Source organism: Arthrobacter glycogeni, assembly GCF_054511155.1.
The window spans coordinates 13,181-37,027 of record NZ_JBTNDE010000028.1 but is presented as its reverse complement, the minus strand read 5'-3'; the positions used below and the strand labels follow the sequence as shown (position 1 = coordinate 37,027).

The 23,847-nt window shown below is 64.8% G+C and carries 23 protein-coding genes and 1 pseudogene; 5 read left to right on the top strand and 19 right to left on the bottom strand.

All coding sequences use genetic code 11. The annotated features are described in order from the left end of the window. Window positions 1–472, bottom strand: a pseudogene (locus ACX80O_RS15420) (HNH endonuclease); the annotation flags it as partial. Window positions 473–621: 149 nt separating this feature from the next. Here ACX80O_RS15420 and ACX80O_RS15415 point away from each other — a divergent pair. Then, window positions 622–1,257 carry a dihydrofolate reductase family protein gene (locus ACX80O_RS15415; protein WP_459333972.1) on the top strand — a complete coding sequence of 212 codons (636 nt, stop codon included), beginning with the start codon at window positions 622–624 and terminating at the stop codon, window positions 1,255–1,257. Window positions 1,258–1,353: 96 nt separating this feature from the next. Here the strand turns inward: ACX80O_RS15415 and ACX80O_RS15410 are convergent, their stop codons facing one another. Together ACX80O_RS15410 and ACX80O_RS15405 are read right to left on the bottom strand one after the other, a co-directional pair. Then, on the bottom strand, window positions 1,354–1,872 hold the full coding sequence (locus ACX80O_RS15410) for a hypothetical protein (protein WP_459333971.1): 519 nt from the start codon (window positions 1,870–1,872) through the stop codon (window positions 1,354–1,356). 88 nt (window positions 1,873–1,960) lie between these two features. Then, entirely contained in the window at window positions 1,961–3,085 is a 1,125-nt protein-coding gene (locus ACX80O_RS15405; protein WP_459333970.1) for an alanine racemase, read from the bottom strand. A gap of 145 nt (window positions 3,086–3,230) precedes the next feature. Between ACX80O_RS15405 and ACX80O_RS15400 the strand changes: the two genes are divergently transcribed. Then, window positions 3,231–4,208, top strand: coding sequence for a zinc-binding dehydrogenase (locus tag ACX80O_RS15400; RefSeq protein ID WP_459333969.1), 978 nt, complete (start codon window positions 3,231–3,233; stop codon window positions 4,206–4,208). A 26-nt stretch (window positions 4,209–4,234) separates the two neighbouring features. Here ACX80O_RS15400 and ACX80O_RS15395 read toward each other — a convergent pair whose 3' ends face one another. The 15 genes from ACX80O_RS15395 to ACX80O_RS15325 all read right to left on the bottom strand — a co-directional run bounded on the left by ACX80O_RS15395 (window position 4,235) and on the right by ACX80O_RS15325 (window position 18,604). Beyond that, a complete protein-coding gene (locus ACX80O_RS15395) occupies window positions 4,235–4,750 on the bottom strand; it encodes a GNAT family N-acetyltransferase (protein WP_459333968.1) in 516 nt (171 codons plus the stop codon). Window positions 4,751–4,855: 105 nt separating this feature from the next. Beyond that, on the bottom strand, window positions 4,856–5,326 hold the full coding sequence (locus ACX80O_RS15390; protein WP_459307844.1) for a DUF2087 domain-containing protein: 471 nt from the start codon (window positions 5,324–5,326) through the stop codon (window positions 4,856–4,858). Continuing rightward, complete coding sequence (locus ACX80O_RS15385; RefSeq protein WP_459333967.1) at window positions 5,323–6,174, bottom strand: inositol monophosphatase family protein; 852 nt, start codon at window positions 6,172–6,174, stop codon at window positions 5,323–5,325. The genes ACX80O_RS15390 and ACX80O_RS15385 overlap by 4 nt, the downstream gene beginning before the upstream one ends. Continuing rightward, window positions 6,171–8,351 (bottom strand): NAD-dependent DNA ligase LigA, encoded by a 2,181-nt coding sequence (gene ligA, locus ACX80O_RS15380; protein ID WP_459333966.1) that lies wholly within the window; start codon window positions 8,349–8,351, stop codon window positions 6,171–6,173. Before ligA ends, ACX80O_RS15385 begins: the two co-directional genes overlap by 4 nt. A 14-nt stretch (window positions 8,352–8,365) precedes the next feature. Further along, window positions 8,366–9,052 (bottom strand): UCP033725 family protein, encoded by a 687-nt coding sequence (locus ACX80O_RS15375; protein ID WP_459333965.1) that lies wholly within the window; start codon window positions 9,050–9,052, stop codon window positions 8,366–8,368. Between the two features lie 201 nt (window positions 9,053–9,253). Further along, window positions 9,254–9,772, bottom strand: a complete 519-nt coding sequence (locus ACX80O_RS15370) for a hypothetical protein (protein WP_459333964.1) — start codon at window positions 9,770–9,772, stop codon at window positions 9,254–9,256. Between the two features lie 19 nt (window positions 9,773–9,791). Beyond that, window positions 9,792–10,049, bottom strand: a complete 258-nt coding sequence (locus tag ACX80O_RS15365) for a hypothetical protein (protein ID WP_459333974.1) — start codon at window positions 10,047–10,049, stop codon at window positions 9,792–9,794. Further along, a complete protein-coding gene (locus ACX80O_RS15360; RefSeq protein WP_459333963.1) occupies window positions 9,932–11,068 on the bottom strand; it encodes a VOC family protein in 1,137 nt (378 codons plus the stop codon). Before ACX80O_RS15360 ends, ACX80O_RS15365 begins: the two co-directional genes overlap by 118 nt. A 113-nt stretch (window positions 11,069–11,181) precedes the next feature. Further along, window positions 11,182–12,708: an AAA family ATPase gene (locus ACX80O_RS15355; RefSeq protein ID WP_459333962.1), complete on the bottom strand. Its 1,527-nt coding sequence runs from the start codon at window positions 12,706–12,708 to the stop codon at window positions 11,182–11,184. Between the two features lie 239 nt (window positions 12,709–12,947). After that, window positions 12,948–13,739 (bottom strand): PP2C family protein-serine/threonine phosphatase, encoded by a 792-nt coding sequence (locus tag ACX80O_RS15350; protein WP_459333961.1) that lies wholly within the window; start codon window positions 13,737–13,739, stop codon window positions 12,948–12,950. A 108-nt stretch (window positions 13,740–13,847) separates the two neighbouring features. Beyond that, a complete protein-coding gene (locus tag ACX80O_RS15345; RefSeq protein ID WP_459307836.1) occupies window positions 13,848–15,002 on the bottom strand; it encodes an adenylate/guanylate cyclase domain-containing protein in 1,155 nt (384 codons plus the stop codon). Window positions 15,003–15,064: 62 nt separating this feature from the next. After that, window positions 15,065–15,616 (bottom strand): PH domain-containing protein, encoded by a 552-nt coding sequence (locus ACX80O_RS15340; protein ID WP_459307835.1) that lies wholly within the window; start codon window positions 15,614–15,616, stop codon window positions 15,065–15,067. Window positions 15,617–15,641: 25 nt separating this feature from the next. Next, window positions 15,642–16,523, bottom strand: a complete 882-nt coding sequence (locus ACX80O_RS15335; RefSeq protein ID WP_459307834.1) for a biotin--[acetyl-CoA-carboxylase] ligase — start codon at window positions 16,521–16,523, stop codon at window positions 15,642–15,644. 773 nt (window positions 16,524–17,296) lie between these two features. Then, the gene (locus ACX80O_RS15330; protein WP_459333960.1) at window positions 17,297–17,602 is read right to left on the bottom strand and encodes a hypothetical protein; all 306 of its coding nucleotides are present in this window, start codon (window positions 17,600–17,602) and stop codon (window positions 17,297–17,299) included. 141 nt (window positions 17,603–17,743) lie between these two features. Continuing rightward, a complete protein-coding gene (locus tag ACX80O_RS15325) occupies window positions 17,744–18,604 on the bottom strand; it encodes an SDR family oxidoreductase (protein WP_459307831.1) in 861 nt (286 codons plus the stop codon). A 211-nt stretch (window positions 18,605–18,815) separates the two neighbouring features. On the opposite strand from ACX80O_RS15325, the gene ACX80O_RS15320 reads away from it, so the two are divergent. Both ACX80O_RS15320 and ACX80O_RS15315 read left to right on the top strand, forming a co-directional pair. Beyond that, window positions 18,816–20,435, top strand: coding sequence for an acyl-CoA carboxylase subunit beta (locus ACX80O_RS15320; RefSeq protein WP_459307830.1), 1,620 nt, complete (start codon window positions 18,816–18,818; stop codon window positions 20,433–20,435). Further along, complete coding sequence (locus tag ACX80O_RS15315; RefSeq protein WP_459307829.1) at window positions 20,432–20,689, top strand: acyl-CoA carboxylase subunit epsilon; 258 nt, start codon at window positions 20,432–20,434, stop codon at window positions 20,687–20,689. The genes ACX80O_RS15320 and ACX80O_RS15315 overlap by 4 nt, the downstream gene beginning before the upstream one ends. A gap of 4 nt (window positions 20,690–20,693) precedes the next feature. Here the strand turns inward: ACX80O_RS15315 and ACX80O_RS15310 are convergent, their stop codons facing one another. After that, window positions 20,694–21,956: a serpin family protein gene (locus tag ACX80O_RS15310; RefSeq protein WP_459333959.1), complete on the bottom strand. Its 1,263-nt coding sequence runs from the start codon at window positions 21,954–21,956 to the stop codon at window positions 20,694–20,696. 158 nt (window positions 21,957–22,114) lie between these two features. On the opposite strand from ACX80O_RS15310, the gene ACX80O_RS15305 reads away from it, so the two are divergent. Then, complete coding sequence (locus ACX80O_RS15305) at window positions 22,115–23,833, top strand: DUF885 domain-containing protein (RefSeq protein ID WP_459333958.1); 1,719 nt, start codon at window positions 22,115–22,117, stop codon at window positions 23,831–23,833. The last annotated feature ends 14 nt before the right edge of the window (window positions 23,834–23,847 follow it).

Sequence of the window (23,847 nt, the reverse complement as noted above, 5' to 3'; positions counted from 1 at the left end):
GCGGCATTTCTGTGACCAGTGCCCGGGCTAATCCGAGCAGCCGGCTGCCGCGGGACGGGGACTCCCGCCGCGCCAACGCGACCTGCGCGCCAACACTGTTGCCTTGCTCCGCGGCGGGTACCCCGGCGTCGGCCTGGATTTGACGTTCGGAGACGTCGAAGGCGACAGCGATCCGGGCCTGCACCCCCGCAATAGCGGATTTGAGATCCTCCAAGCCACGGAGCTGATCAATCAACCCCGCGGAGGTCATAGCCGGCCTTAGCGCCTTCAAGGCGTCGAGCACCACCCGGGTCCCAACCCCCGGCACAATGCCGGACCCAAAAACAGTGCCGGACCCAAAAACAGTCCCAACCCCCGGCACGGTGCTGGACCCCGGAACAGTGGCGGACCCGGCACTAAATGCTCCACGCTGAGCCGTCCCCGGGAGGGGAAATCCCTTCCGAATCAACACTGGAGCTGCGCTTCCGTCCATACCTCAATTGTCCCAAACCGCCCCGACATTCCATGGAACTTATGAGCCTATGTGGATAAATCTCTCGAACAAACCTTCGACTATAAAGGGGTCTGAACACAACCCAACAACGAGGATCCGCCCCCAAACAAGCCTTGCAGCAAATCCGCATGGGGCTGAAGATGGAGCATGACATGGGGCTGGACGGCCCCAAGAAGAAGGAGGTTGCGGTGGCCCGGGAACTAGTGTGGACCGGTTTCATGACGCTCGACGGCGTGGTGGATTCACCGGGTGGAACAATTGAGGGCCACCCCAGCGGTGGGTGGGTGTTGAATGCCGAGTTCGTTCCCGAATCGTTCTCCCTCAAAAGCGAGGAGTTGGCTGAGACGTCAGCGTTGATGTTCGGCCGCCAGAGTTACGAGGATTTTTCTCCGATCTGGTCTCAATCTGAAGATCACGCGAGCTATCAGGACCTGCCGAAGTTTGTGGTGTCAACGACGCTCGGGGCCGACGCCCTCATTGATGGCTGGGGGCCGATTGAGGTCCTCCGATCGATCGATGATGTTGCAGCGCTCAAACAGGGCAACGGGGGCGCCATCTTCATCCACGGCAGTTCGGGGCTGGCACGAAGCCTCGACGACGCGGGACTCATTGACCGGTACAACCTCCTTGTGTATCCGGTGATTCTTGGTTCCGGCAAGAGGCTCTTCAATCTCACCAACCGGGATTCACAGAAACTCAGCCTCAGGGAATCCGCCGCCTACTCCAACGGAGTAGTCAAGGCCGTGTACGACGTCGTCCGCTAAAGCGCCACGATGGGTCGCACCTGTGCCTGGAGTATGGCAACAGCAGCCAGCATTAGCCCGACGGCGCCTGCCAGCGGGACGGTTCATGACTCATCCTCAAGGAGAATCCCCGGCCATTCCTAACGAATCCGACAGCGGGGCTCCGACGACGTTAATCCGCACCGGCAAGTCCCGGAGTTGGGGTTGGCTTGCAAGCGCATCCGCCAGAGCGACCCCATCATCCACGACATCCACGACATCCACGACGATCTCACCGGACACCGCATCGAAGTAAACACCCTGAATGGTCGGTGACATCTTCGCCCAGGAGGTGTCCTCAATCGCCTTCACTAGCGCCCGCTCCGAGTATTCAGCTCCGTACCTGATCGTCACTAAGGGCCGAAGCGGATCACTGAGGATGGCATCCAGCCCGGACAAGGGCCCCTCCCCCGTCAGCCTCACAACACCACCAAACGCGGGCTCATGCCGCAGGAATGCTCCCGCTAACCGAGGTCCGGCAACCATACTGATCCGTCCCAGCAGCGCCGACAGGTCCTCCTGGTGGCTCAAGCGGTCCACCGCCTCGTCGATTGGCAGCGCGTAATCTTCGGCATATTCGCGAGCACCAACCTTCAAGGCATCAGTGACGACGTCGACCGGCGCACCCAACGATGTCCGTACGCCCAGGAGTCCACGCTGTACATGGCTGGGTCTGGCACCCCGGCTACTTGTTCCTGCCGCGCGCTGCAACACTCCAATGGTCGACGACGACGCCGCGGCTCAGCACCGTGACCTCATCCACAAGGTTCATGGTCAGGCACACATGGTTGGGAATCACCCGCAGGCGCTCCCCCAGGGCTGGCAATGGGCTGTCATCGGGCCAGACGACGGTGGCGTGGTGCTCGGAAAGGGCTGTGATACGGGCCTCGGGATGATCCATGAGACGCCCAAACCCCGTGGTCCAGGCCGGGCGGTCGCTGCCGATCACCTTGCTGCCTGCGTCGAGGACCAGTCGACGTGGCGCGTCGGCGCCGCCCTCGTGGCGACTGACAACGGTTGCCGCGATGGTCAAGGCAATATCGCTGAGAGTGCACCGTTCGAGTTCCAACTGTTGAGCGTCGCCGAAGACGTACACCCCGGGACGGACCTCTGTTGCCGCCGACGTTGCCGATGATGTTGCCGCCACCGGTCCGGTGAGCACCGCCGTCGGGGTGGATCCGCCACTGATCCGGGTGATCTCGAAACCCGCAGTCCTCAGCAGGTCCGTTGCTTCGCTAAGGGCCTGCTGTTCCTGTTCAGCTGCCCGAGCAGGCATCCCTGGCGCATAGCTGTGCCCCGGGAAGGTGAAGACCCCCGTCACCCGCAGCCCAGCACCAGCCGCAGCACGGGCGATCTCCACGGCACCGGCTGGGCTGACGCCGCTGCGGTGATGACCGCTGTCAATCTCCACCAGGATTTCGATCCGGTTGGCGGCATCCGCCAACGTCGTGCCCATCACCCTCGCGGCCTCAACCGAATCCGCACCGACCGAAACGCGGGCCGCGGTGCTGAGGCGAACCAGACGGCTGGCGTGGTGAGAAGTAACCCACAACGGGTAGGCGATGAAAAGATCTGTCGCACCATGCTCCACGAAGACTTCGGCCTCCCCGATGGTCGCCACCGTCAGCCCCACCGCACCCGCAGCGATCTGGAGGGCGGCAATCTGCGGGAGCTTATGGGTCTTCACATGGGGGCGCAGGTCTAATCCCTTCTCCCGCACCGCTGCGGCCATCCGGTCGATATTGCGCACCAGGACCTCCCGGTCGATCATTACCTCCGGCGTCTCAACACCCTCCGGCACAACGCTCATTGTTTTTCCCCTTCCCAACCCCACATCGCTGGTGCCGACGACTTTGACAGCCCCGTCGACCTTCCCATAACCGCGAACCAGGAATACCGCATCCTGCCCTGTGGTTATCGTCCCGGTAACCACACGGAGAAGGAAGAAGGCAACGATGCGCGCTATTCGTCAGCACACCTTTGGGGAACCCTGGGATGTCCTGCAGGTGGATGACATTGCAACTCCCGAGCCCGGCCCCGGCCAGGTTCGTGTCCGCACCCTGCTATCGCCCATCCATAACCACGACCTCTGGACGGTTCGAGGAACGTACGGCTTCAAGCCCGAGCTTCCCGCCCAGGCGGGTAGCGAGGCAGTAGGGGTCATCGACGCACTGGGGGACGACGTCGGAAACCTCACCGTCGGCCAGCGGGTCGCCACCGGGGGCACCTTCGGAGTGTGGGCTGAGTACTTTATCGCCCAGGCCCAGGGGCTGATTCCCGTTGACGATGAAGCTACCGACGACGTCGCCTCACAGCTCGTCGCCATGCCGTTCTCAGCCCTCGCGCTCCTCGACTGGCTCGACCTCACCGAGGGCGACTGGATCATCCAGAATGCCGCGAACGGCGCGGTTGGCCGGTTGCTGACTCAACTCGCTCCAACCCGTGGCATCAACGTCGTCGGCCTGGTACGTCGTGATGCGGGAGTCGATGAGCTTGCCGCGCAGGGTATCGAGCGGATTGTTTCGACCGAAAACGAGGGCTGGCAGGAGCGGGTGGTCGAGCTCACCGGCGGCGCTACGATCGTCGCCGGCGTGGATTCGGTGGGCGGCGAAGCCAGCAACGCTGTTCTCTCCCAGCTTGGCGAAAACGCCACCCTCGTGGTGTTCGGGGCAATGGGCGGAAGCACCGTGACGCTCGACTCCGGGGCTATCATCTTCAAGAACTTGACGGTCAAGGGCTTCTGGGGCAGCACAGTGATGCGCGAACTGCCATCGCAGCGTCGCGGTGAGCTGTTCAGTGAACTTCTGATGAGGGTGCAGGACGGAACCCTGTCCTTCCCGATCGAGGAGCGCTATTCACTCGAGCAGGTGCACGAGGCGTCGAAAGCCAACTTTGTCGCAGGTCGCAAAGGTAAGGTCATGCTGCGCCCGTAAGCGCGACCGCCTGTGCGGTGGTGGGCTTAGAGGGCCAACCGGAACACCCAGAGCAGAATCTCCTCATTGGGCACCCACCAGTCCCGCTCGGGCTGCCGCACAAAACCCAGCGAACGGTAGAGGGCGTGGGCGCGGGTCATGTCAGAGCCGCTGGTCAGGCTGACGGCCGAGATGCCGTCCAGGGACCTGGCATGCTCGATGATGGCCTCCACCATGATCCGGCCCACCCCGCCGCGCTGCAGCAATGGATCGACGGCGAGCATCCTGAACTCCAGCTCACCGGTGACGGCGATGTCGGTGTACCGCTGCCCCTCGAACGTGATAGCCACCGAGGCAACCACCACCCCATCGCGTTCCGCCACCCAGATCTCGGCGTGCTCGGCACGGTGTTCGACGTCGGCCAGCACCCGCATGTAGGGGTGGTCGGAGGCCTCGAAGAATCCCGCCTCCAGGTAGGCGGAGCAGGTGATACGGCGGACGTCGTCGTAGTCCGCTTCCGTCACGGGGCGGATCGTCAGGTCGGCTGGAGCGTGGGGGGTCATCAAGTCCTCATCGGGAAATCGTGCGGGTACGACGTCGGAACGTTGTCTTCCAATTTTGCTTCACGCCCTAGCTCGTCGTCACACTGTCCTGCACACCGTCGTGCACTACTCAAGCACCGACGCGCCTGCACGACGATACCCGGTGCCGTCCGGGCGACGGGCCAAGTGGCCGTAGTCGACCAGTGCGCGACGCAGGGTAAGGACGTCCCGGGTCACCGTCGATAGCACCAGGTTCACCTCGCGTTCCGTCAGCTCCCGGTCGGCCGGGATCAACCGCTCAGTCAGGTGCTCGAGAACCGCCCGCCTTTCGGCAGGATTTCGGGGCAGCCCGTCGAGGTGCCCGTCGGCAAAGAAGCGGTCCACTCCCTGAGGCCTATCCCGCGATGCAGCGCCGAGGACCTCCCGGAACAGGTCCGCGTTGACTGTGCCATCGGCGCCGAGCAGCCCGGCGTCCGCTAGTTTGTCGAGTTCCCTGGCGGTTGCGACGGTCTCGACTCCCAGCACCGCTGCGGCATAGAGTTCGCGCAACCGGGGTGCGGACAGGGTTGAAAAGACCTTCTGCCAGCTCGCTGTCATTCAGCGGCCCCCATGATCCCAGTGGGCAACCCTGCCGCCCGCTGCACAAAGCTGGGTGCCCCTGCAAGGGTCACGGCGGCAAGCCGCTCGGCCTCGTCCAGTCCCCCGGCGAGCGCCGAGGTGAGGTGAGGGCGGAGCACGGTGGCGCCCGCCTCCTCCGCGATCAGCGCACCGGCGGCCCAGTCGTGTTCGTTGAGGCCACGTTCGGCGTACCCGTCGAGGGTGCCGTCGGCGACCATACACAGGTCAAGCGCCGCCGAGCCGAGCCGCCGGACGTCACCGAAGCCGTCCAGCAGCCCACCCAACTCCCCTAGCTGCTGGGTCCGGACAACGGCGTCGTAACTGAAACCGGTACCCAGCAACGCACCCTTCCGCCCGACGTCGGCGCCGTCGAGGCGGGTTACCCGGCCGTGGTCCCGCAGCCAGGCGCCCTGCCCCTTGGCCGCCCAGTACACCCGGTCCAGCGCGGGCGCGTGCACCACCCCGGCAAGCCACTGGCCGTCGGCGTCCATCGCCGCCACCGAGGTGCAGTAGTAGACAATGTTGCGGATGAAGTTGGTGGTGCCGTCCAGCGGGTCGATCGACCAGCGCACCCGCCCGGCGCCCGAGGCTCGGTCAGGCACAGTGGTGCCCAGCTCCTCGCCGGTGATCACATCGTGGGGCCGGGAGCGGGAAATCACATTCCGTACCGCCCGTTCGGCGGCCAGGTCGAACGCCGTCACCCAGTCGCTGTCCGAACTCTTGTTCTGCGCCTCGAGGGATTCGACGCTGCGCCGCGCCAACACATCCGCTCCCGCGGAGGCCGCCTGCTTCGCCAGGTGCAGCAGTTCCAGCGCGGACCCGTTCACTCGGGGCCCTCTTCGAGTAGCCGGGTGAAGCCGTCCTCGTCCAACACCGTCAGCCCCAGGGCCTCAGCCTTATCCAGTTTGGTGCCGGCGTTCTCCCCGGCGACCACAAAGTGGGTGTTCTTCGAGACCGACCCCGATGCTTTACCGCCCCGTCGGATGATCGCCTCCTTCGCCTCATCCCGGCTGTAGTGTTCCAGCGAGCCGGTGACGACTACGGTCACCCCCTCCAGCGTGCGTGGCATGGAGGTGTCGACGTCGTCCTCCATCCTGACGCCGGCCGCCGCCCAGGCGTCGACGATCTCCCGGTGCCAGTCCTCGGCGAACCATTCGGTGAGTGCGGCGGCGATGGTGGGGCCGACGCCGTCGACGTGAGCGAGCTCATCCTCGGACGCTGCGCGGATCCGTTCCATTGACCCGAACGCGGTGGCCAGGGCTCGCGAGGCGGTGGGTCCGACATGCCTGACCGAGAGGGCGACCAGCACCCGCCAGAGCGGCTGCAGCTTCGCCTTCTCCAGTTCGGTGAACAGCCGGCGGGTGTTGGCGCTGGGCTCGGACGGCTTCTTGGCGGTGCCCTTGGTGTAGAAGTAGGGCACCAGTTCCTTGCCCATCACCTCACCCTTGACCCGCTTGTCGCGGAGGATCCGCACGTCGGCGAGCGCCTCGGGGGTAAGGTCAAACAGCTGTGCTTCGGACGTCAGCGGCGGGTCGACTGGGTCGGCGGGCTGGGTCAGGGCAATTGCCGCCTCCCAGCCCAGGGCCTCGATGTCGAACCCGCCACGGCCGGCCAGGTGGAAGACCCGTTCCCGCAGCTGCGAGGGGCAGGACCGGGCATTGGGGCAGCGAATGTCGACGTCGCCATCCTTCGCCGGCGCGAGGGGCGTGCCGCAGGAGGGGCATTCGGTGGGCATAACGAATTCGCGTTCGGTGCCGTCACGCAGTGCGACGACGGGGCCCACAATTTCCGGGATCACGTCACCGGCCTTGCGGAGCACCACCATGTCGCCGATCAGGACACCCTTGGCCTTCACCACATCCTGGTTGTGTAGGGTGGCCATCTCGACGGTGGACCCGGCCACCTTGACCGGCTCCATGAGCCCAAACGGTGTGACCCGGCCGGTGCGGCCCACGTTCACGCGGATATCCAGCAGCCGGGTGTTGACCTCTTCCGGCGGATATTTGAAGGCCACCGACCAGCGGGGCACCCGGGAAGTGTGGCCCAGTGCCCGCTGCAGGCCGAAGTCGTCCACTTTCACGACTATGCCGTCGATCTCGTGGAACAGGTCATGCCGGTGTTTGCCGTAGTGCTCGATGAAGTCCACCACCGCCGCGGCGTCGTCGAGCACCTTATAGTACGGGGAGGTAGGAAGGCCCCATTCCTTAAGGAGCCCGTAGGTTTCCGATTGGGACTGGGCTGTGAGGCCCTCGCGGACGCCGATCCCGTGCACGTACATGTCCAGCGGCCGCTCGGCCGTGAGCGCAGGGTCCTTCTGGCGCAGGGATCCAGCTGCCCCGTTGCGGGGGTTGGCGAACGGCGCCTTCCCGGCGGCGACCATCCGTTCGTTGAGCTGGGCAAAGGCAGCAGACGGGAAGAACACTTCGCCGCGCACCTCCATTTCGGCGGGATGGCCCGTCCCGGCGAGGGTCCTGGGGATCGACTTGATGGTGAGGACGTTGTGGGTGATGTCCTCACCGGTGGCGCCGTCGCCGCGGGTCGCCGCCCGCACCAGTTCACCGTTCCGGTACAGCAGGTTGACGGCCAGCCCGTCGATCTTCAGCTCGGTCAACCACTTGATGGTGCTGCCCGGGCTGACGGACTCGACGCTCGCGGCGGCCCGGCTCACCCAGACGTCCAACTCGTCCAGGGAGAAGACGTCCTCCAGGCTGTACATGCGCTGTAGGTGGTCGACGGCGGCGAACGCCGAGGAGGCGTCGCCGCCGACCTCCTGGGTGGGTGAATCGTTGGCGATCAGCTCCGGGTGCAGTGCCTCGATCTTCTCCAACCGCCGGAACAGCTCATCAAACTGCGCGTCGGAGATCGTTGGCGCGTTCTCGTTGTAGTAGGCAAACCGATGCCGGCGCACCTCCTCCGCCAGGGAATCGTATTCCTCCCGCAGGGAATCGACCGGCGTCTGGTCCGGAGTGAGTTCGATACCCGATTTGTCAGTTGTTCTGGCCACAGTCCTATCTTGCCTCAGTCCCCGACCCGATGCGTGTTAGGCGGCCAGGAGCCGACCCGAAGGTCCTTCAGCGTGTTCTGAATCAGCTCGACATCGGTGACCTCGGATTCGGGGACCACCGTCCAGTACACGCCGGCGTCGGCCTTGTTGAGGCGCAATGATTCGGCGGTGTCGGCGTTGTGGCCGGTGTAGAAGAGACGGAACAGGCGGGCGTCGCCGTCGTAGGCCACAGCAGTAATCCTGAACGGATGGCCGTTCCAGCGGCAGGTCGAGTTCAGTTCGAATAGCTTGTCGAGTTCCGCGACCGGAACTTCCTTCGCCCAGCAGCCGCGGTCAGTCTGGGTGAATCCTTCCATCTCCGCGGGTGGCTGGCTGGTTGCCACGAGGATCACGGCGGTGTTGTCCTTGACCAGATCGGCGCTGAACCGGAACCCGTCCCAGACCGCCACCCAGCCGATGATAACGTCCGGCACGGTGGGGGCGGGGCTGGCTAGCCCGGATCCCTCGACCACAGCCCACCCGTTGGCCACATCCCGGTACACAGTGATCAGTTGCTCCCGTCCCTCGCGGCCCGCCCGCCAGAGCTCGGCGGCGGGAGGAATCCTCACCTCGTCGAGGAAGTACTGAGGCACCACCCCGCCGTCATCCAGCGCGGAGCCGTTACCCGTAACCGGAGGACGGTCGACAAAGTCGGGCGCCATCGGGGTATGTACGTACACAGCTGGCGGCTCGGCGAAGCGGAGGACATCGAAATGGGTGGCGTTGGAATCCCAGGGTGATCCGGGGAAGCCACCCCGTGCGCCAGGCTGAGGGCCTTCTGAAAGATCACCGTAAATCTTTTGGTTGTGGGGTGTCCGGGTGTAGGACCCAGATCTAACTCGGGACCAGCTGTTGCCAAGACCCTAGGCCTTGGGCAGCGGCACGTCAGTCATTTCGGTGCGGAAGTTGGACATCTCCGCCCACGGAAGGTCGCCAATAACGCCCGCGCGCCCCGATTCAAGCACTTCCAGCTGAGGAGCGCAACCGGACTTCAGCAGTTCAATCATGACTGGAGAATATCCCCCGTGGACGGCGACAATGCCGTCTTCAGAATATGCAATAACCTCGAACTCGAGTCCCTTCCAGATCCCGGTGGAGCGGAGGCTCACGAACCGCTCCACCTCGTCCATCGGAATATATCGGCGAAAACTCGACCGCTCCGACCCTTCATGGAAAGTGCCGGGAATTGGTATCCATTCCCAAGGCAAGTCACCCTTGACCCGGTCCTCGATCCACATGTCGGTACCGATTGAGTAGCCGCTGTAATAACTGCCCTGCCATTTGATGTAGACACCCGAAATGAGGGTGCCATCAGGGCAGGCTATGTACCACTCGAGCCCAGGAAGGTCCGGGGGGATGTTTTCGGGGTCCAAAGGGGGCACCAACCGCAATCTCGTCACTTCAAGCCTCAGGCAGGGGCAGGTCGACCATCTCGGTGCCGAGGTTGGATATCTCGGACCAGGGCAGAAACCCGGTAACGCCGGCACGACCCGCTTCAGATACTTCAAGCTGGGGAGCGGCCCCGGTCTCGATTAACTGGATCATCTCCGGGGAGTACCCGCCCCTGACGGCCACCGTCCCATTGTCGATGTACTGTTCGATGCCGATCTGCTGTCCTCGCCAGGTCCCTGAGGCGTGGATCCGGACGTACCGCTCCACTTCGCTTCTCGGGACCTTTCGCCGAAAGGTCCTTCTCCCGGATGTTTCGTTGTAGGAGCCTGGAATCGCGATTCACTCTGCTGACAAAGCACCCTTGACGCGGTGACGAATCCACAGATCGGTTCCGATCGAGTAACCCTCGTAGAAGTGCCCGTTCCATTGGATGTAGTGACCCGAGACGAGGGTCCCGTCCGGGCAGGCCGTTCACGCACCCGCGGATCCGGTGGAGTGGTTGCGGGGTCGAGCGGAGGCACCAGCCGCACATCAATCCCCATCTCATTCATCGCTGGGTTCTCGGTGTCTCCCGGTCGGATGGGTAGCACGCAAAACTCGTTACGCGAAGGATCCGCGTAAATCCGCCACGGCAAATCCCCCCAGGCCGGGTGGAGCTCGTGACCACCGCGCTCGGTGATAGCCGCGGCGACGTCGTCGGGATCATCTCCAGCCTCAAGCCGGATATCGAGATGGAGTTGGTTCTTCGTGGCGCCCTTGGGTGCCGGCTCGGGGCAAAACTCCAGCAGGGGACCCCGCCGCGAGGGGTGGCGCAAAATCCCTGGCGCTCGAGCCTGTTGCGGCCATTCCGTAAGCCACGACCAGAACTGCGCGTCCCGGTCCGGGTCAGCGGAATCGATGAGGAGTGCAGCGATCGGTCCAGTACCGAGATACGCTGCCCGATCGTTCACCACGCAGAACGCGTTACCTTCCGGATCGGCGAGCACCGTCCATGGAACGCCGATCTGACCGATATCGAGATGTCGGGCGCCGAGTCCTAGCAGCCGCTCGACGACGTCTATCTGGCGCTCCGCGCCCAGTAGATCAAAGTGAATCCGGGGCTCCGCCGCTGGCAGCTCGGTCGCTCGCTGGAAGCACAGGTCGAGCGCGGGTCCGCCGTCAAGGGAGAGCCGGGTCTCGAAGATCCCGGCCTCATCGGTAAGGCGGTCGCCGTCGAGCGCTGCCTCCCAGAACCTGCCCAGCCGCTGCGGCTCGGCCGCGTCAATCACGATGTTCTCCAGATACATGTCCCACACCCTATCGTCCGCCCCCCTCCACAACAGATCGAGTCAGCACCAATAGCCGAATACTCGCTGGTGATCGGTCATATCTGTTGACTCGATCCGGATGGGTCTGGGCACTAGGTGCGGTCCTCGTCGGCTGGGTCGGGCGGTGGACTGTCGAAGGACACCGACGTCGTGGACCGGTAAGGCGAAACATAGCCCCCGGAAGAGTGGTCGACCTCGGGAAAGTACCCGAAGGATCCGTGACCGGATTCGGGGTCTGCGCCAACCGACGGCCCGTTGCTACCGAGCAGGCTTCTCGTCAGGGTGGCGCCGTCCGACATCAGCTCAGTCACCGCGCGCTGCAGGTGGCTATCACCGACCGGTACACCCGCTGACGCTGCCGTCAGGACCGCTCGCCGGACCAGTTCTTTGGTGAAGGATGCCGTTGATCCTTCAGTCTCCTCAGCGGCCGACACGATAGCGTCGGGGCTGAACGTCCCCTCAGGTGCATACAGCCTGAGCAGCGCTGCTCGCTCGCGTCCGCTGGGAAGGGGTATTTCGATGGCGAGGTCAACGCGGCCGGGGCGCTGAGCGAGCGCCCGCTCGAGCATGTCCACCCGGTTGGTGGTGAGGACGAAGGTGACGTCGGCGTCGTCGTCGAGTCCGTCCATCGCGTCGAGCACTTCGAAGAGCAGCGGCTGCGGGCCGTGCCCAAAGCTCCGGTCCTCGGCGATCAGATCACAGTCCTCGAGGACGACGATGGAGGGTTGCAATGCCCGCGCCATTCGGGCCGCCTCACTGACGTGGGCGAGCGTGCCACCGGACAGGAGGATCGGTGTTGTCCCCTCGCTGGCGCTGAGCAGATAGCGGACTGTGTGGGTTTTTCCGGTGCCGGGCGGGCCGTAGAGAAGGATGCCGCGTTTGAGGTGCTGGCCCGCGGCGACCAGCGCGTCCCGGTGCGCGGCGATGCCGAGGGCATGCTCGCTCACTCTGTCCAGCAGGCCCTCGGGCAGGATGATGTCGTCCTCGGTCAGGTGCGGCCGCCGGAGGAAGGTCACGCCGGCTGCACTTGGCCCGAACTCTTCGATGGTGAAGGACAGGATCTGGCCTTGCAGCACACTCTCCTTCTGGACACGACGCCGGAATTCGGCGAGAAAGTCTCTGGTAGCGGCGGGATCCGCGCAGATGACCTCCAGCGAGGCGCTTGAGCGGCCATACTGCGGCTCGGCCTTGCGCTGCAGGATGGCCATCGCTGCACCTTGGTATTCGAAGAGGTGTAAGCCGAGCGCAACCGTCTGCCGCTGGACATCCGGGCCGACCGGGAGATTCGTGTAGTCGGGCTGCGACAGCGGAAAGCTCGGATACAGCTCGGAGTGCTGGAGCATGTCGCTCAACGTCATGTGGTGCCGCTGATCGCCGCCGCCAATACCCACGAGCCGTCCCTCGGCGCCCGTGAGGGAGGCGAGGACGATGTCCGCATCCACGAAGCGGTGAGGCGACACCTCCTCGACGACGACGGGAAGTGTCGACGGCTCGACGCCGAGATGCGCGGTCAATGTGTCGAGGAGCTCCCGTCCGCGCGGCGAAACCGGTTGTGCCTCCTGCACCAACTGGACCATCGCGCCGAAGTCCCGCATGAATTGTGCTGCATCGTCCCCCATGATTGGAGGCTAGCAGGTGCGTCAAGAGGCCAACCGGCTCTACGTCGCTGGCCCGGTGAGCAACCTGGGCATCGGGGTTGGATATTTCCCGCCGCGATGCCTGGGTTGACCCCATGGGTCTGGTTTGCTCACTGAGACGTCGGTACGACCACGCTCACTCCTCAAAGCCCGTCAGCCCGCCGCCGAAAACCCACCCCGGCGTCCTCCGCTTCCCGGGCAACGCTTCCCGGGCGACGACGTTAGCGGCCTTGTGTCTCCGTCGTCAAAAGACCCGGTGTGCCTCCGCTGATGTCCACCACGATCACCGAAATGTTGTCTCTGCCGCCCGCGCGAAGCGCTGCCTGCACCAGGGCGTCGGTAGCATCCTGGGGGTGAGCGAGGGTGGTGAGTAGATCGAAAATCTGTTCGTCGCCCACCTCGTTAATCAGGCCGTCGGAGCAGACCAGGATCCGGTCGCCGACGGCGGCGGAAAGCAGCCAGAAATCGGCGTCGATGTCGGTCCCCGTCCCCAGAGCGCGGGTCACCACATGACGGCGCGGATGCGTCAATGCTTCTTCGGGGGTGATGCGGCCGAAGTCCACGAGCTCCTGAACCTCGGAATGGTCGATGGTGATTTGTTCCAGCCCGCCCTCACTGAGACGGTAGGTGCGGGAATCTCCCACATTGAAGACAAGCCAGTAAGGGACACCGCCGTCCTGCACCAGGACGGTTCCGCTGAGGGTGGTGCCCGCACGCCCGCCGGTTTCGGCGCGGATCCGCTCGTCTGCGGTGACGAGGAGCTCCTGCAGTTCCTCGGGATCAAGTTCGGGCAGGGGCCGCCCTGCGACCCGGCTCTGCATCAGTGTGCGAATGCAGATGCTGCTGGCCACCTCCCCTGCCTCATGACCACCCATGCCATCGGCGACAGCGAAGAGGGGGTCGGCAGCGACCAGCGAATCCTCGTTGTGTTCGCGGCGCAACCCCAAGTCCGATGCGTACCCGCAGCTCACCGTGAGGTCGAGTCCGGGAGCCGGTGTCTTGTCGGTTGTCATCTGCGCCTGCCACCTAGCTGCCGTGAATGCGATGTGTCACATGGTTACTTGGCTACCCTAGCCGACCCTCACTCGCTGCCCTTGCCCATCCTCCGGTGCGCTGCGGAGCTAGTCGAGGATCAGGCCGGTACCGGTGCCGCGGGCCAGCGTGACCGGGTGCACCTCGCCAAAGCCCCTGATAGTGCGTGCGCTGTGCGGGATCAGGACGAAACGGTCGTTGTCTCGCAGAGTGGCCGCCGTTGACGCGTCGATCAGCACGGTCCCGGGTTCGGCCAGGGAGGTCAGGCGGGAGGCAAGATTCACTGTCGGCCCGTAGATGTCACCCAGCCGGGACAGTATCCTCCCCCACACCAACGAGACCCGTGCCGACGGCAGCAGGTCATCCTCGGTGAACGCCTTCGCCAGAGCCAGCGAAATCTCGGCACCCGCCTCCGGAGACTCGGCGATATACAGCACTTCATCACCGATGGTCTTGACCAGCCGGCCGCCGCCCACCGAGATGATCTCGGCGCATACATTCTCAAAGCGCTGCACCAAGTGCGCGAGGGTGCGCTCGTTCATCTGCCGGGACAGGCTCGTATAGGACACCAGATCGGCGAAACCGACGGCGCGGGCCAAGGGTAACGGGGCGTCGTCCTCATCGCCCACCCTGCCCTCGGCGCTGGCCTGCAGTCCCGATTCAGCACGCAACGCGAGCCGCTGCACGGCGGCGTTGAGTTGTCGGCGCCAGGCGTAGACGAGGGTTTTCTCGAGGGGCTCGATCAAGTCAGGGAGTTCAGCGACCAATGCCTTCCGGGCGGCTGCGTCAGGAATTTCCCGTTGGGCGACCATCTCTTCGACCAGAGCTTCGATCTGCCAGACCACCATCCGGTCGGTCATCTGGCCGATGGCGCGGGTGATGGAAATGGCAGCGTTCTCGGAGACCTTCTCGCTCCGGACCAGCTCGATGATGGTGATCAGTGCGTCCTTGTCCTTCTCAGTGAAGGCAACGTCCTCATCGGAAATGTTGGGGAACCCCATGGCCCGCCACAGCTTCCGGGCGGAAAGCAATGAGACGCCCGCGCGGGCGGCGACATCCCGGCGTCGCAGCGTACGCTCAGCGCCCAGCAACTCGATCTCCAAATCCCGGATTGCTTCGCGGGTGAGCTCGGGGTGCGCGACGAGCTCATCGTCCGAGGTCGAAGTTTCCACCTGCTGCGGCTGCAGGGCAGGGGCAGGCGTCAGCGCGTCCTGGCCGGTGTCGGACTGGTCGTCGGCAGTCATTATCGCTCCTCTCCCGTCCGTGGTCTCGTCCGTGGTCTCGTCCGTGGTCTCGCCGGTGATCACTACCCCTCAAGGTCGTGCACCGGGTCAGCTTCCATGTCTACACCATCAAACATGACGGTCAGGGGGAGGTCCCCGATCGCCTCGAGCATAAACTCCTTGAAGGTGTGCACCCGCGGCACATCCGGGTAGACCACCGTACGGTCGCGACCCAGGTCCACGGTCAGAGTTCCGCTGCCGGTTGACCGCTGCAGTAGCGTCTGGCCGGTGTCCAGTTGGTAGATGCTGGCAAGCACTAGCTCGTGCTCCCGCCGGGTGGCGATGCCGTGCCGTTTGATAAACCGCCGACTGGTCAAGATATAGCGCATGCCCCACCACTTCACCATCGGCCGCACAAAGATCCGCAGCAGGATCAGTGCCGCCACCGCCAGGAGTAAGACCACCAGCAGCGGCATCCAGTCGACGATGGCCGTCGGGAGGCCATCCCGGCTCAGCAGGCCGAGCCCAAAGCCCGACGCCGCAAGCACCACCAACGCTCCGACGAAGGGCAACAGGAGCGACCGTGGATGGGCTCGGGTCCGCACAATGACGTGCTCTCCCGGCGCTAGCTTCATACGCACAGCTGCTCAGCCGCCCATGTCAGGGAACCGGTCGCAAGTGCACGACGTCGCCAGCCGTGACCGTGTGCCGTTCGTCGTCATAGTCGCGGACCAGAAGTGCGCCATGCTCGTCGAGGCCAAGTGCCCGCCCGAGCAGTTCAACGCCACCTGGTAGCTCCACCCGGACATCCTGGCCGAGCGTGACCATCCGGTTACCGACCCGCTGCGCGAGAGTGGTGCCGTCAGCCCAGTCGCAACGGGCGTCGCCGTCGACAGCCCGGAAGGCGGCATAGTGGTCCGCAAACCGGCGTAGGAACGCACGCAGCAGCACATTGCGGTCGGTGGTGGTGGCGTATTCGAGCAACAGACTGGTGGCGGTGGGCACCGGCAGCTCCTGATCGGTGAGAGACACATTGGCACCTACCCCGACGACGACGGCAGCGGGCCCCTCGTTGGTGCCGGCGACCAGCTGCGCCAGCACCCCGGCCAGCTTGCGCCCGTCGACGAGGACGTCGTTGGGCCACTTGAGTTGGGGGCTGATCTCGGTGCGCTCCTCGATGCTCTCTGCGAGGGCGAGCGCGGCGAGCAAGGAAAGCCAGGAGTAGCTGTGCGTCGGCAGCGGGCGGCCCTGCGGGTTGTGGGGCCGGAGCAGGATGCTGAGGATCAGCGACGAGCGTTCGGGTGCAATCCAGGTGCGGCCCAGCCGGCCGCGTCCGGCGCTCTGCTGCTCGGCTGTGAGGACACTGAGGTCCGGCCAGTCTCCGGGGTGGGTCGCTGCGTGGGTCGCGAGGTCAGTGTTGGTGGATCCGGTCTCGGCGACTACATCAAGACGCCCGTAAAGTCCCTTGGGTGCGCAGAGGGCGTCCCGGAGCGCCGCTTCATCCAATCCGGGGCGTTCGAGGCTGGAATAGCGGGAAGTCATGGATTGATCTTACCCAGCGTGGCTTTGGCCTGGCATGCGGCCGTGTTGTGCGCAGCTGTGGCGGGTCTCCCAAAACATTTGTGCAGCATTGGCGGGTGCGAGGCGCTCCGACCCGCCACACGTGCGCAGAAGTTTCCCGGCGCCCCTTTCGACGGACTCTGAACCCGCCACAGCTGCGCAAATGGTGGCGGGCAGGGACGACGTCTGACCGAGCCACCGACCACAGCTGCACAATTGTTCCCTACCTGTGGATAACCCGCACACGGTCGGCCACATTGCTGTCCAATGGAGCAATGACACGGCGGATGAAGCTTCCAGACCCCCTCGAAGGGCGGTCCTTCACCACGAACGCGGCTACGGCCATCGGGGTTCCGCGGAGCCGCACCCGGGCCAGCGACCTGAGCCTTCCCATCCGGGGCATCCGGGTGCCCCGCCAATCCAGCCAAAGCATGCTGGACTGGTGCCGTCCCTATACCGAGCTGAGTACCGGCTCCTTCATCAGTCATACGACCGCCGCTGCGATTCATGGAATCCCCCTCCCTCGATGGTGCGCTACCGAACCGGTCATCCACCTGTCTCGCACGATGGGTGGCTCCGGGCCGCGCCGGCGCGGAGTGGCCGGGCACCGGCTTGCGGTTCAGCCCGGAGATGTCGTCGAACTCCATGGCGTAGCACTGACCTCACCGGTGCGGACCTGGCTCGATCTTGCGGGCCTCCTCAGCCACGAGCACCTTGTCTGTGCCGGGGATTTCCTGGTGTGCTCCCACCAGCGGTCATTCGGTGAGACAAAGCGCGCCATCGTCCTGCTGGCAGACCTGGAGCCGTACCTCGAGCACCGCCGCAGCACGCGCGGAATACGGTCCGCGCGGGCGGCATTCGCCAGGCTGCGGGTCGGCGTCGATTCGCCGCCGGAGACCCTGGTGAGGTTGATGGCCGAGGATGCCGGACTTCCCGACTTCAACGTCGATTGGCCAGTGCAGGACTCGACGGGCGGTGTTGCCTTCTGGTCCGATCTCGCGTGTGAGAAGTACAAGACCTGCATTGAGTACGACGGCGCCCACCACCTGACGCCCGGACAACAGTCAGCCGACGCGTCGGGATGCCTGGGCCGCCGAGCTCGGCTGGGCGCAGGTCAAGCTGAACAAACTCGATCTGCGCCAAGGCAGCGGCTGGATTGTGGCAAAGGTCGCTACCGCCCTCCGCCGTCAGGGGCGGTCAGGCTAGAGGAAAATGTCGGGGACCAACTGATCCTCGGCAGCACCGAGACTATAGCCGGTGAAGTCGGTGACGCCTTCCTCGCGCAGCACCCCTTCATCGGTGAAGAAATTGCCCGTGCAGGAGCGGGACGGGCGGACCAGGATGGCGTGGGCGGCATCGGCCACGATCTCGGCACTTCTCGCGCCGTGTACGATCTGCTCCCCACCAGGCAGGTTCCTGATCGCTGCAGTGTCAATCAGGGTCTGCGGCCAGAGTGAGTTGACTGCGATTCCTGCTGCCCGGAACTCCTCAGCCAGCCCAAGCGTCGTCAGGCTCATGCCGTACTTTGCCATGGTGTAGGCCAGATGGGTGCCCGCCCAGCGCGGCTCCAGGTTGAGCGGCGGCGACAGGGTCAGAATATGCGGGTTGTTTGAGGCCAGCAGAGCCTCCAGCGAGAGTTTGCTGAGAAGGAACGTGCCCCGGACGTTGATATCGGCCATCAGGTCGTAGCGCTTCATGCTGACGTCGCGGGTGGGTGAGAGATCGATTGCCGAAGCGTTATTGACGACGACGTCGATCCCACCGAACTCGGCCGTGGCCGCGGCGACCACGGCGGCGACGTCGTCGTCGTTCCTCACATCGCCGACGATTGGGAGGGCGTTGCCTCCCGCGTCGCGGATCTGCCCGGCGGCGGTGAAGACTGTGCCGTCGAGTTTGGGGTGTGGCTCGCCCGTTTTGGCCATCAGGGCGATGTTGGCGCCGTCGCGCGCGGCGCGCATTGCGATTGCAAGGCCGATCCCACGGCTGCCGCCGGACATCAGGATGGTGCGACCCGCGAGGGTAGCCGGACTGGACTGACGTAGGGCGTCATTGCTGGCTGTCATGAAGTAAGAATAGTGGGACGGATGCCCCCGGACCCTAATTGTTACCCGCCGGTAACATGCGGTGGAGGGCTAACCCGGCGGGCGGGAAATTGTAGGTGTCCTACAGTGGTGAGGGCCTTAACCCTCACTAGACTGGGAGAAACGCCGGGCGCTTTGTGGGTAACCTACTTAACCCCGACAATGGCCCGTTCACCGCCAACCCGGAGACTCAATGCAGACTGGCTCAGTACCTTTGGTCGAGCAGGACCAAACGATCGACCTCACCACGACCGCGGGGAAGCTCGCTGATTTTCGCCGCCGGGAGGGATTGGCTCAGCAGCCGTCCGGGCCTGAATCCGTGGCGAGGCAGCATGCGCGTGGGAAGAACACGGCTCGTGAGCGAATCGATCTGCTGGTTGATCCCGGGTCGTTCGTCGAGTTTGATGCACTGGCCGTCCACCGCTCCACGGCCTTCGGAATGGAGGCGAAAAAACCTCTGGGCGACGGCGTCGTCTCGGGCTATGCAACGGTCGAGGGCCGCCAGATCGCCGTCTATAGCCAGGACTTCTCCGTGTATGGCGGGTCGCTGAGCCAGGTGAACGGCGAGAAGATCGTCAAGGTGCAGGAATTCGCGCTCCGCAATGGCTGCCCGATGGTTGGCATTAATGATGGTGGTGGGGCGCGGATCCAGGAGGGTGTCTCGTCGCTGGCGATGTTCGCCGACATCTTCAGGAACAACGTGCACGCCTCGGGAGTCATCCCGCAGATCTCCCTGATTATGGGCCCCTGCGCTGGCGGTGCTGCGTACTCCCCCGCCCTGACCGACTACGTGGTGATGGTGGACAAGACCTCGCACATGTTCATCACCGGTCCCGACGTGATCAAGACCGTCACCGGCGAGGACGTCGACATGGAGACGCTTGGCGGTGCCCGGCAACACAACTCCACCACCGGCACCTCCGCCTACCTCGCCTCGGATGAACGCGACGCCATCGGGTTCGTCCGCGAACTGCTCGATTTCCTTCCCTCCAATAACCTGGCCGAGGCGCCGCTCACCGACTTCGTCGAGCAGTTGGACCTCACCGTCGAGGATGGAGAACTCGACGCCCTGATCCCCGACTCGGCGAACCAGCCGTACGACATGCGCACAGTGATCTCGGCAGTCGTCGACGACGGCCACTTCCTCGAGATGCAATCCCTCTACGCACCCAACGTGATGATCGGCTACGCCCGGGTGGAGGGCCACACGGTCGGCATCGTCGCCAACCAGCCGCTGCAATTCGCTGGCACCCTCGATATCGCTGCCTCCGAGAAGGCCGCCCGTTTTGTGCGCAACTGCGATGCGTTCAACATCCCCATCCTGACCCTCGTGGACGTCCCCGGCTTCCTCCCGGGCAAGGACCAGGAGTTCAACGGCATCATCCGCCGGGGCGCCAAACTCCTGTACGCGTACGCCGAGGCGACGGTCCCCAAACTCACCGTCATCACCCGCAAGGCTTACGGCGGCGCCTATATCGTGATGGGTTCCAAAAAGCTCGGCGCTGACCTGAACCTGGCCTGGCCCACGGCGCAAATCGGCGTCATGGGCGCACAGGGTGCGGTGAACATCCTGTACCGCGGGCACCTCAAAGCAGTGGCCGACGCCGGCGGCGACGTCGATGCGGCCCGCGCCGAAGTGATCACCCAGTATGAAGAGGAGCTCCTCAACCCGTACCAGGCCGCTCAGCTCGGCTACATCGATGCGGTGATAGCGCCGTCGGACACCCGGCGGCAGATTGTCCGGGGGCTGCGGGCCCTGCGCGATAAACGAGCCTCCAATCCTGCCAAAAAGCACGGGAACATCCCACTGTGACCATCGCCCCGACCCAGGCTGAGGACGCCGCCGACGACGACTCCTCGGCTCCCCGCCAGCCCTCGTTGACAGTGGTTCGCGGCACCCCGACGCCCGAGGAACTGGCCGCGCTGACCGCCGTCGTCGTCGCCCTCTCGGAAGGTTCAACGGAGCCCGACCTGACGACGACGACGCAGCGCACCTGGGCACGTCGGAAGCAATTGCGCCTCGCGCCGAGGCCCGGTCCGGGGTCGTGGCGGCGCAGCGTCCGCTAGCAGGTCAGCGGGGATCCATGACCATCCCCATGAACAGGGGCATGCCGGTCTCCTCGTGGAGGATCTGGTACTGGAACGGCCGGTCAAAGACGAGTTCGACGTCGGGCATCGGGGGCCCCGATTCGCTCATCGTGATCTGCGTGGCCACGGCGGCGACGGTGCCCTTCTCGGCCACAGTGATGTTGGCGTCCTGAGCCGCTCCGGAGACAAAGAGACCGGCGCTGATGGGGCTGAAATCCGGTGCCGGGCCCATCGTCTCGGTCAGGCCCATGTTGGTCAGGAGAGGGAGCAGATCCTGGAAGTACTGGTGGTCCCATTTAGGCAGCACCAGTCCGACGCTGACCGATGTTCCGCTCTCCATTCCCACCCGGACGTCAGCCAGCTGGTCGGCGTTCATGACCGGCGACTCTCCCTCGTCCGGGAGAATCAGGCGCAGGTGGAACCCCTCGTTATAGGGCAGATCCACGGCGGACCAGCCGTCGCCCGAGGCATAGTTAGCTGACGACGTCTGACGCATCAGGTCGGTGGTGATGGTCCCGCCGTCGGCGAGGTTGAACGCGCCCGGCGCGGTGTCGAGCGGATCAAAAGGCGTTTCCCACGCGGCGGCGAAGTACACAGTGTTGAGCAGGCTCAGAACGGTGTCCGGATCGTAGTCAACCGGCCCCTTGGTAATTCGTCCACCGGTGTGCTCGCCGAGCCAGGAATTGATGGCCTCCCCGGTTGACCTATCGCTGTAGTCCACCGGATACACGCCCGAGCCGTACTGGGACGCCAGCGTGGCGAGAAAGCCCTCGCCCACTGGAAGACCCCGATCAACAAACATTCCGTTCGCCAGGTGCAGCACGGGGTCTTCGGGCGGCTCATCCTCGTCGACCGCACCCGGGTCGACGTCGTGCTCCTGCCACACGGCGAGTAACGCGTTCATTGCCTCGTCGCGATTCTCGGGAGGAAGGCCGAGCACTTCGTCCATTTCGGCCGCCGTCGTCGTCGCCGCGCCGGTGCGCAGCATCGAGAGCGCGTAGAGGGCACTGACCGGGCTCGTGACAGCGTTTTCGTTCGGTTCGGCACCCGCAAGCATGACCGCGCCCAAGCGGAATGACGAGTCCAGCAGGTTAGCCACCGCCTCCGGATAGTCGTCCACCTTCGCCACGGTCCGCTCGACGTTCTCCGCCCTCAGCACCTCGGGGGTCGCCGCCGCACAGGCTCCCAGGGTCAAGGCTGCGGTAGCCATCCACGCGGTTAAGGCCATCCTGCGGGGTTCCGCCACGGTCTTCCTCCTCCACGACGATGTGCGCGGGTGCCACACCTCCCACCGTAGTTCCCCAGCCGGACCTATGGAGGGTCACCCGGAGCACAATCCGGTTACAGTCGACCAATGTGGCTCAAAGCAACCATCGAGGGCGGCAAACCGGTTAGGCTCGTCCTGTGAATACTGAGACTCCCGCCACAGACAGTCACCCGTCGTCGCAGCTCCCTACCCGCGCGAAGACAGCCATCGACGCCGTCGCCGATGCCTACACCGAGACCCTGTTACGCCTCGACCCGGGCTTCGCCACCGAGTTGGGCTTCCCGGGCCACGAAACCGAGTACCGCGATTATTCACCTGCCGGCCTTAACGCCTTGGCCGAGGCCACCAGGGAAACCCTCGGCCGGCTGGCCGATCTGGAACCCGCCGACGACGTCGACCGGGTCACCCTGGACGCCATGCAGGAGCGCCTCGGGCTGGAACTCGAGATCCATGACACCGGAATGAACCTCGCTGACCTGAACAACCTCGCCTCGCCGGCCCAGGAAATCAGGATGATCTTCGACCTGATGCCGACCGACACCGCCGACCAGTGGGCCCACATCGCCGGTCGCCTCCACAACATCCCGGATGCCCTCGCCGGGTACATTGTCTCCCTGCGGTCCGGCAGGGATCGCGGCCTCGTCGCCGCCGAACGCCAGATCCGGATTGTGATCGACCAGACTACGAAGTACGCCGACGACGGCGGCTTCTTCGACGATTTTGTCTCGACCGCATCCATTGACGGGGGCAGCCTGCCGGAGCGGGTGCGTCGGGACCTCGTCGCGGGATCAGCTGCGGCCCGCGCCGCCTACCTGCGGCTGGGCGCTTTCCTGCAGGAGGACCTGCTGCCTGCGGCGCCGGCCAAGGATGCGGTCGGCCGTGAGCACTACGCCCTGATGTCGCGCCGGTTCCTGGGCGCCGTCATCGACCTCGAGGAAACCTACCAATGGGGGGTCGAAGAACTGGACCGGGTGATCGCCGAGCAGGAGGCGGTAGCCGGCGAGATCAAGCCGGGCGCGTCGATCGAAGAGGCGATGAGAATCCTCGATGAGTCGCCCGACCTGCAGTTGCGGGGGGCGAACGCGTTACAGTCCTGGATGCAGCAGCTTTCGGACAAGGCTGTCGCCGAACTGGCCGGGGTCCACTTCGATATCCCCGACATCATGCGCACCCTTGAGTGCAGGATCGCCCCCACCCATGAGGGCGTCATTTATTACACGGGGCCCAGCGACGACTTTTCCCGTCCGGGCCGCATGTGGTGGTCGGTCCCCGAGGGTGAAGACTTTTTCACCACGTGGAAGGAAACCACGACGGTCTACCATGAAGGCGTTCCCGGCCATCACCTGCAGATCGCCACCGCTACCATGCAGCGCGGACTGCTCAATAACTGGCGCCGCAACGCCGTCTGGGTGTCCGGTCACGGTGAGGGCTGGGCCCTGTACGCCGAGCGGCTGATGCAGGAACTGGGGTACCTCAGCCATCCCGGCGAACGGCTGGGCATGCTCGACGCGCAGCGGATGCGTGCAGCGCGGGTGGTCTTCGACATCGGGGTCCACCTGGAACTTGAGGTCCCCGAGCGCTGGGGCGCCGGCACCTGGACCCCCGACAAGGGGTACGAATTCCTCAAGCGGAACATCGCCATCACTGAGGGTTCACTGGACTTCGAGTTCAACCGGTACCTGGGCTGGCCAGGGCAGGCCCCGTCCTACAAGATCGGGCAGCGGTTATGGGAACAAATCCGCGACGAGGTCGAGGAACGCGAAGGCACAGCGTTTAACCTACGCAGCTTCCACACCCGGTCTCTGAACCTTGGCTCGGTCGGGCTGGACACGTTGCGCCGCGCGCTGGTGGGTTAGACCCTCACCCGACC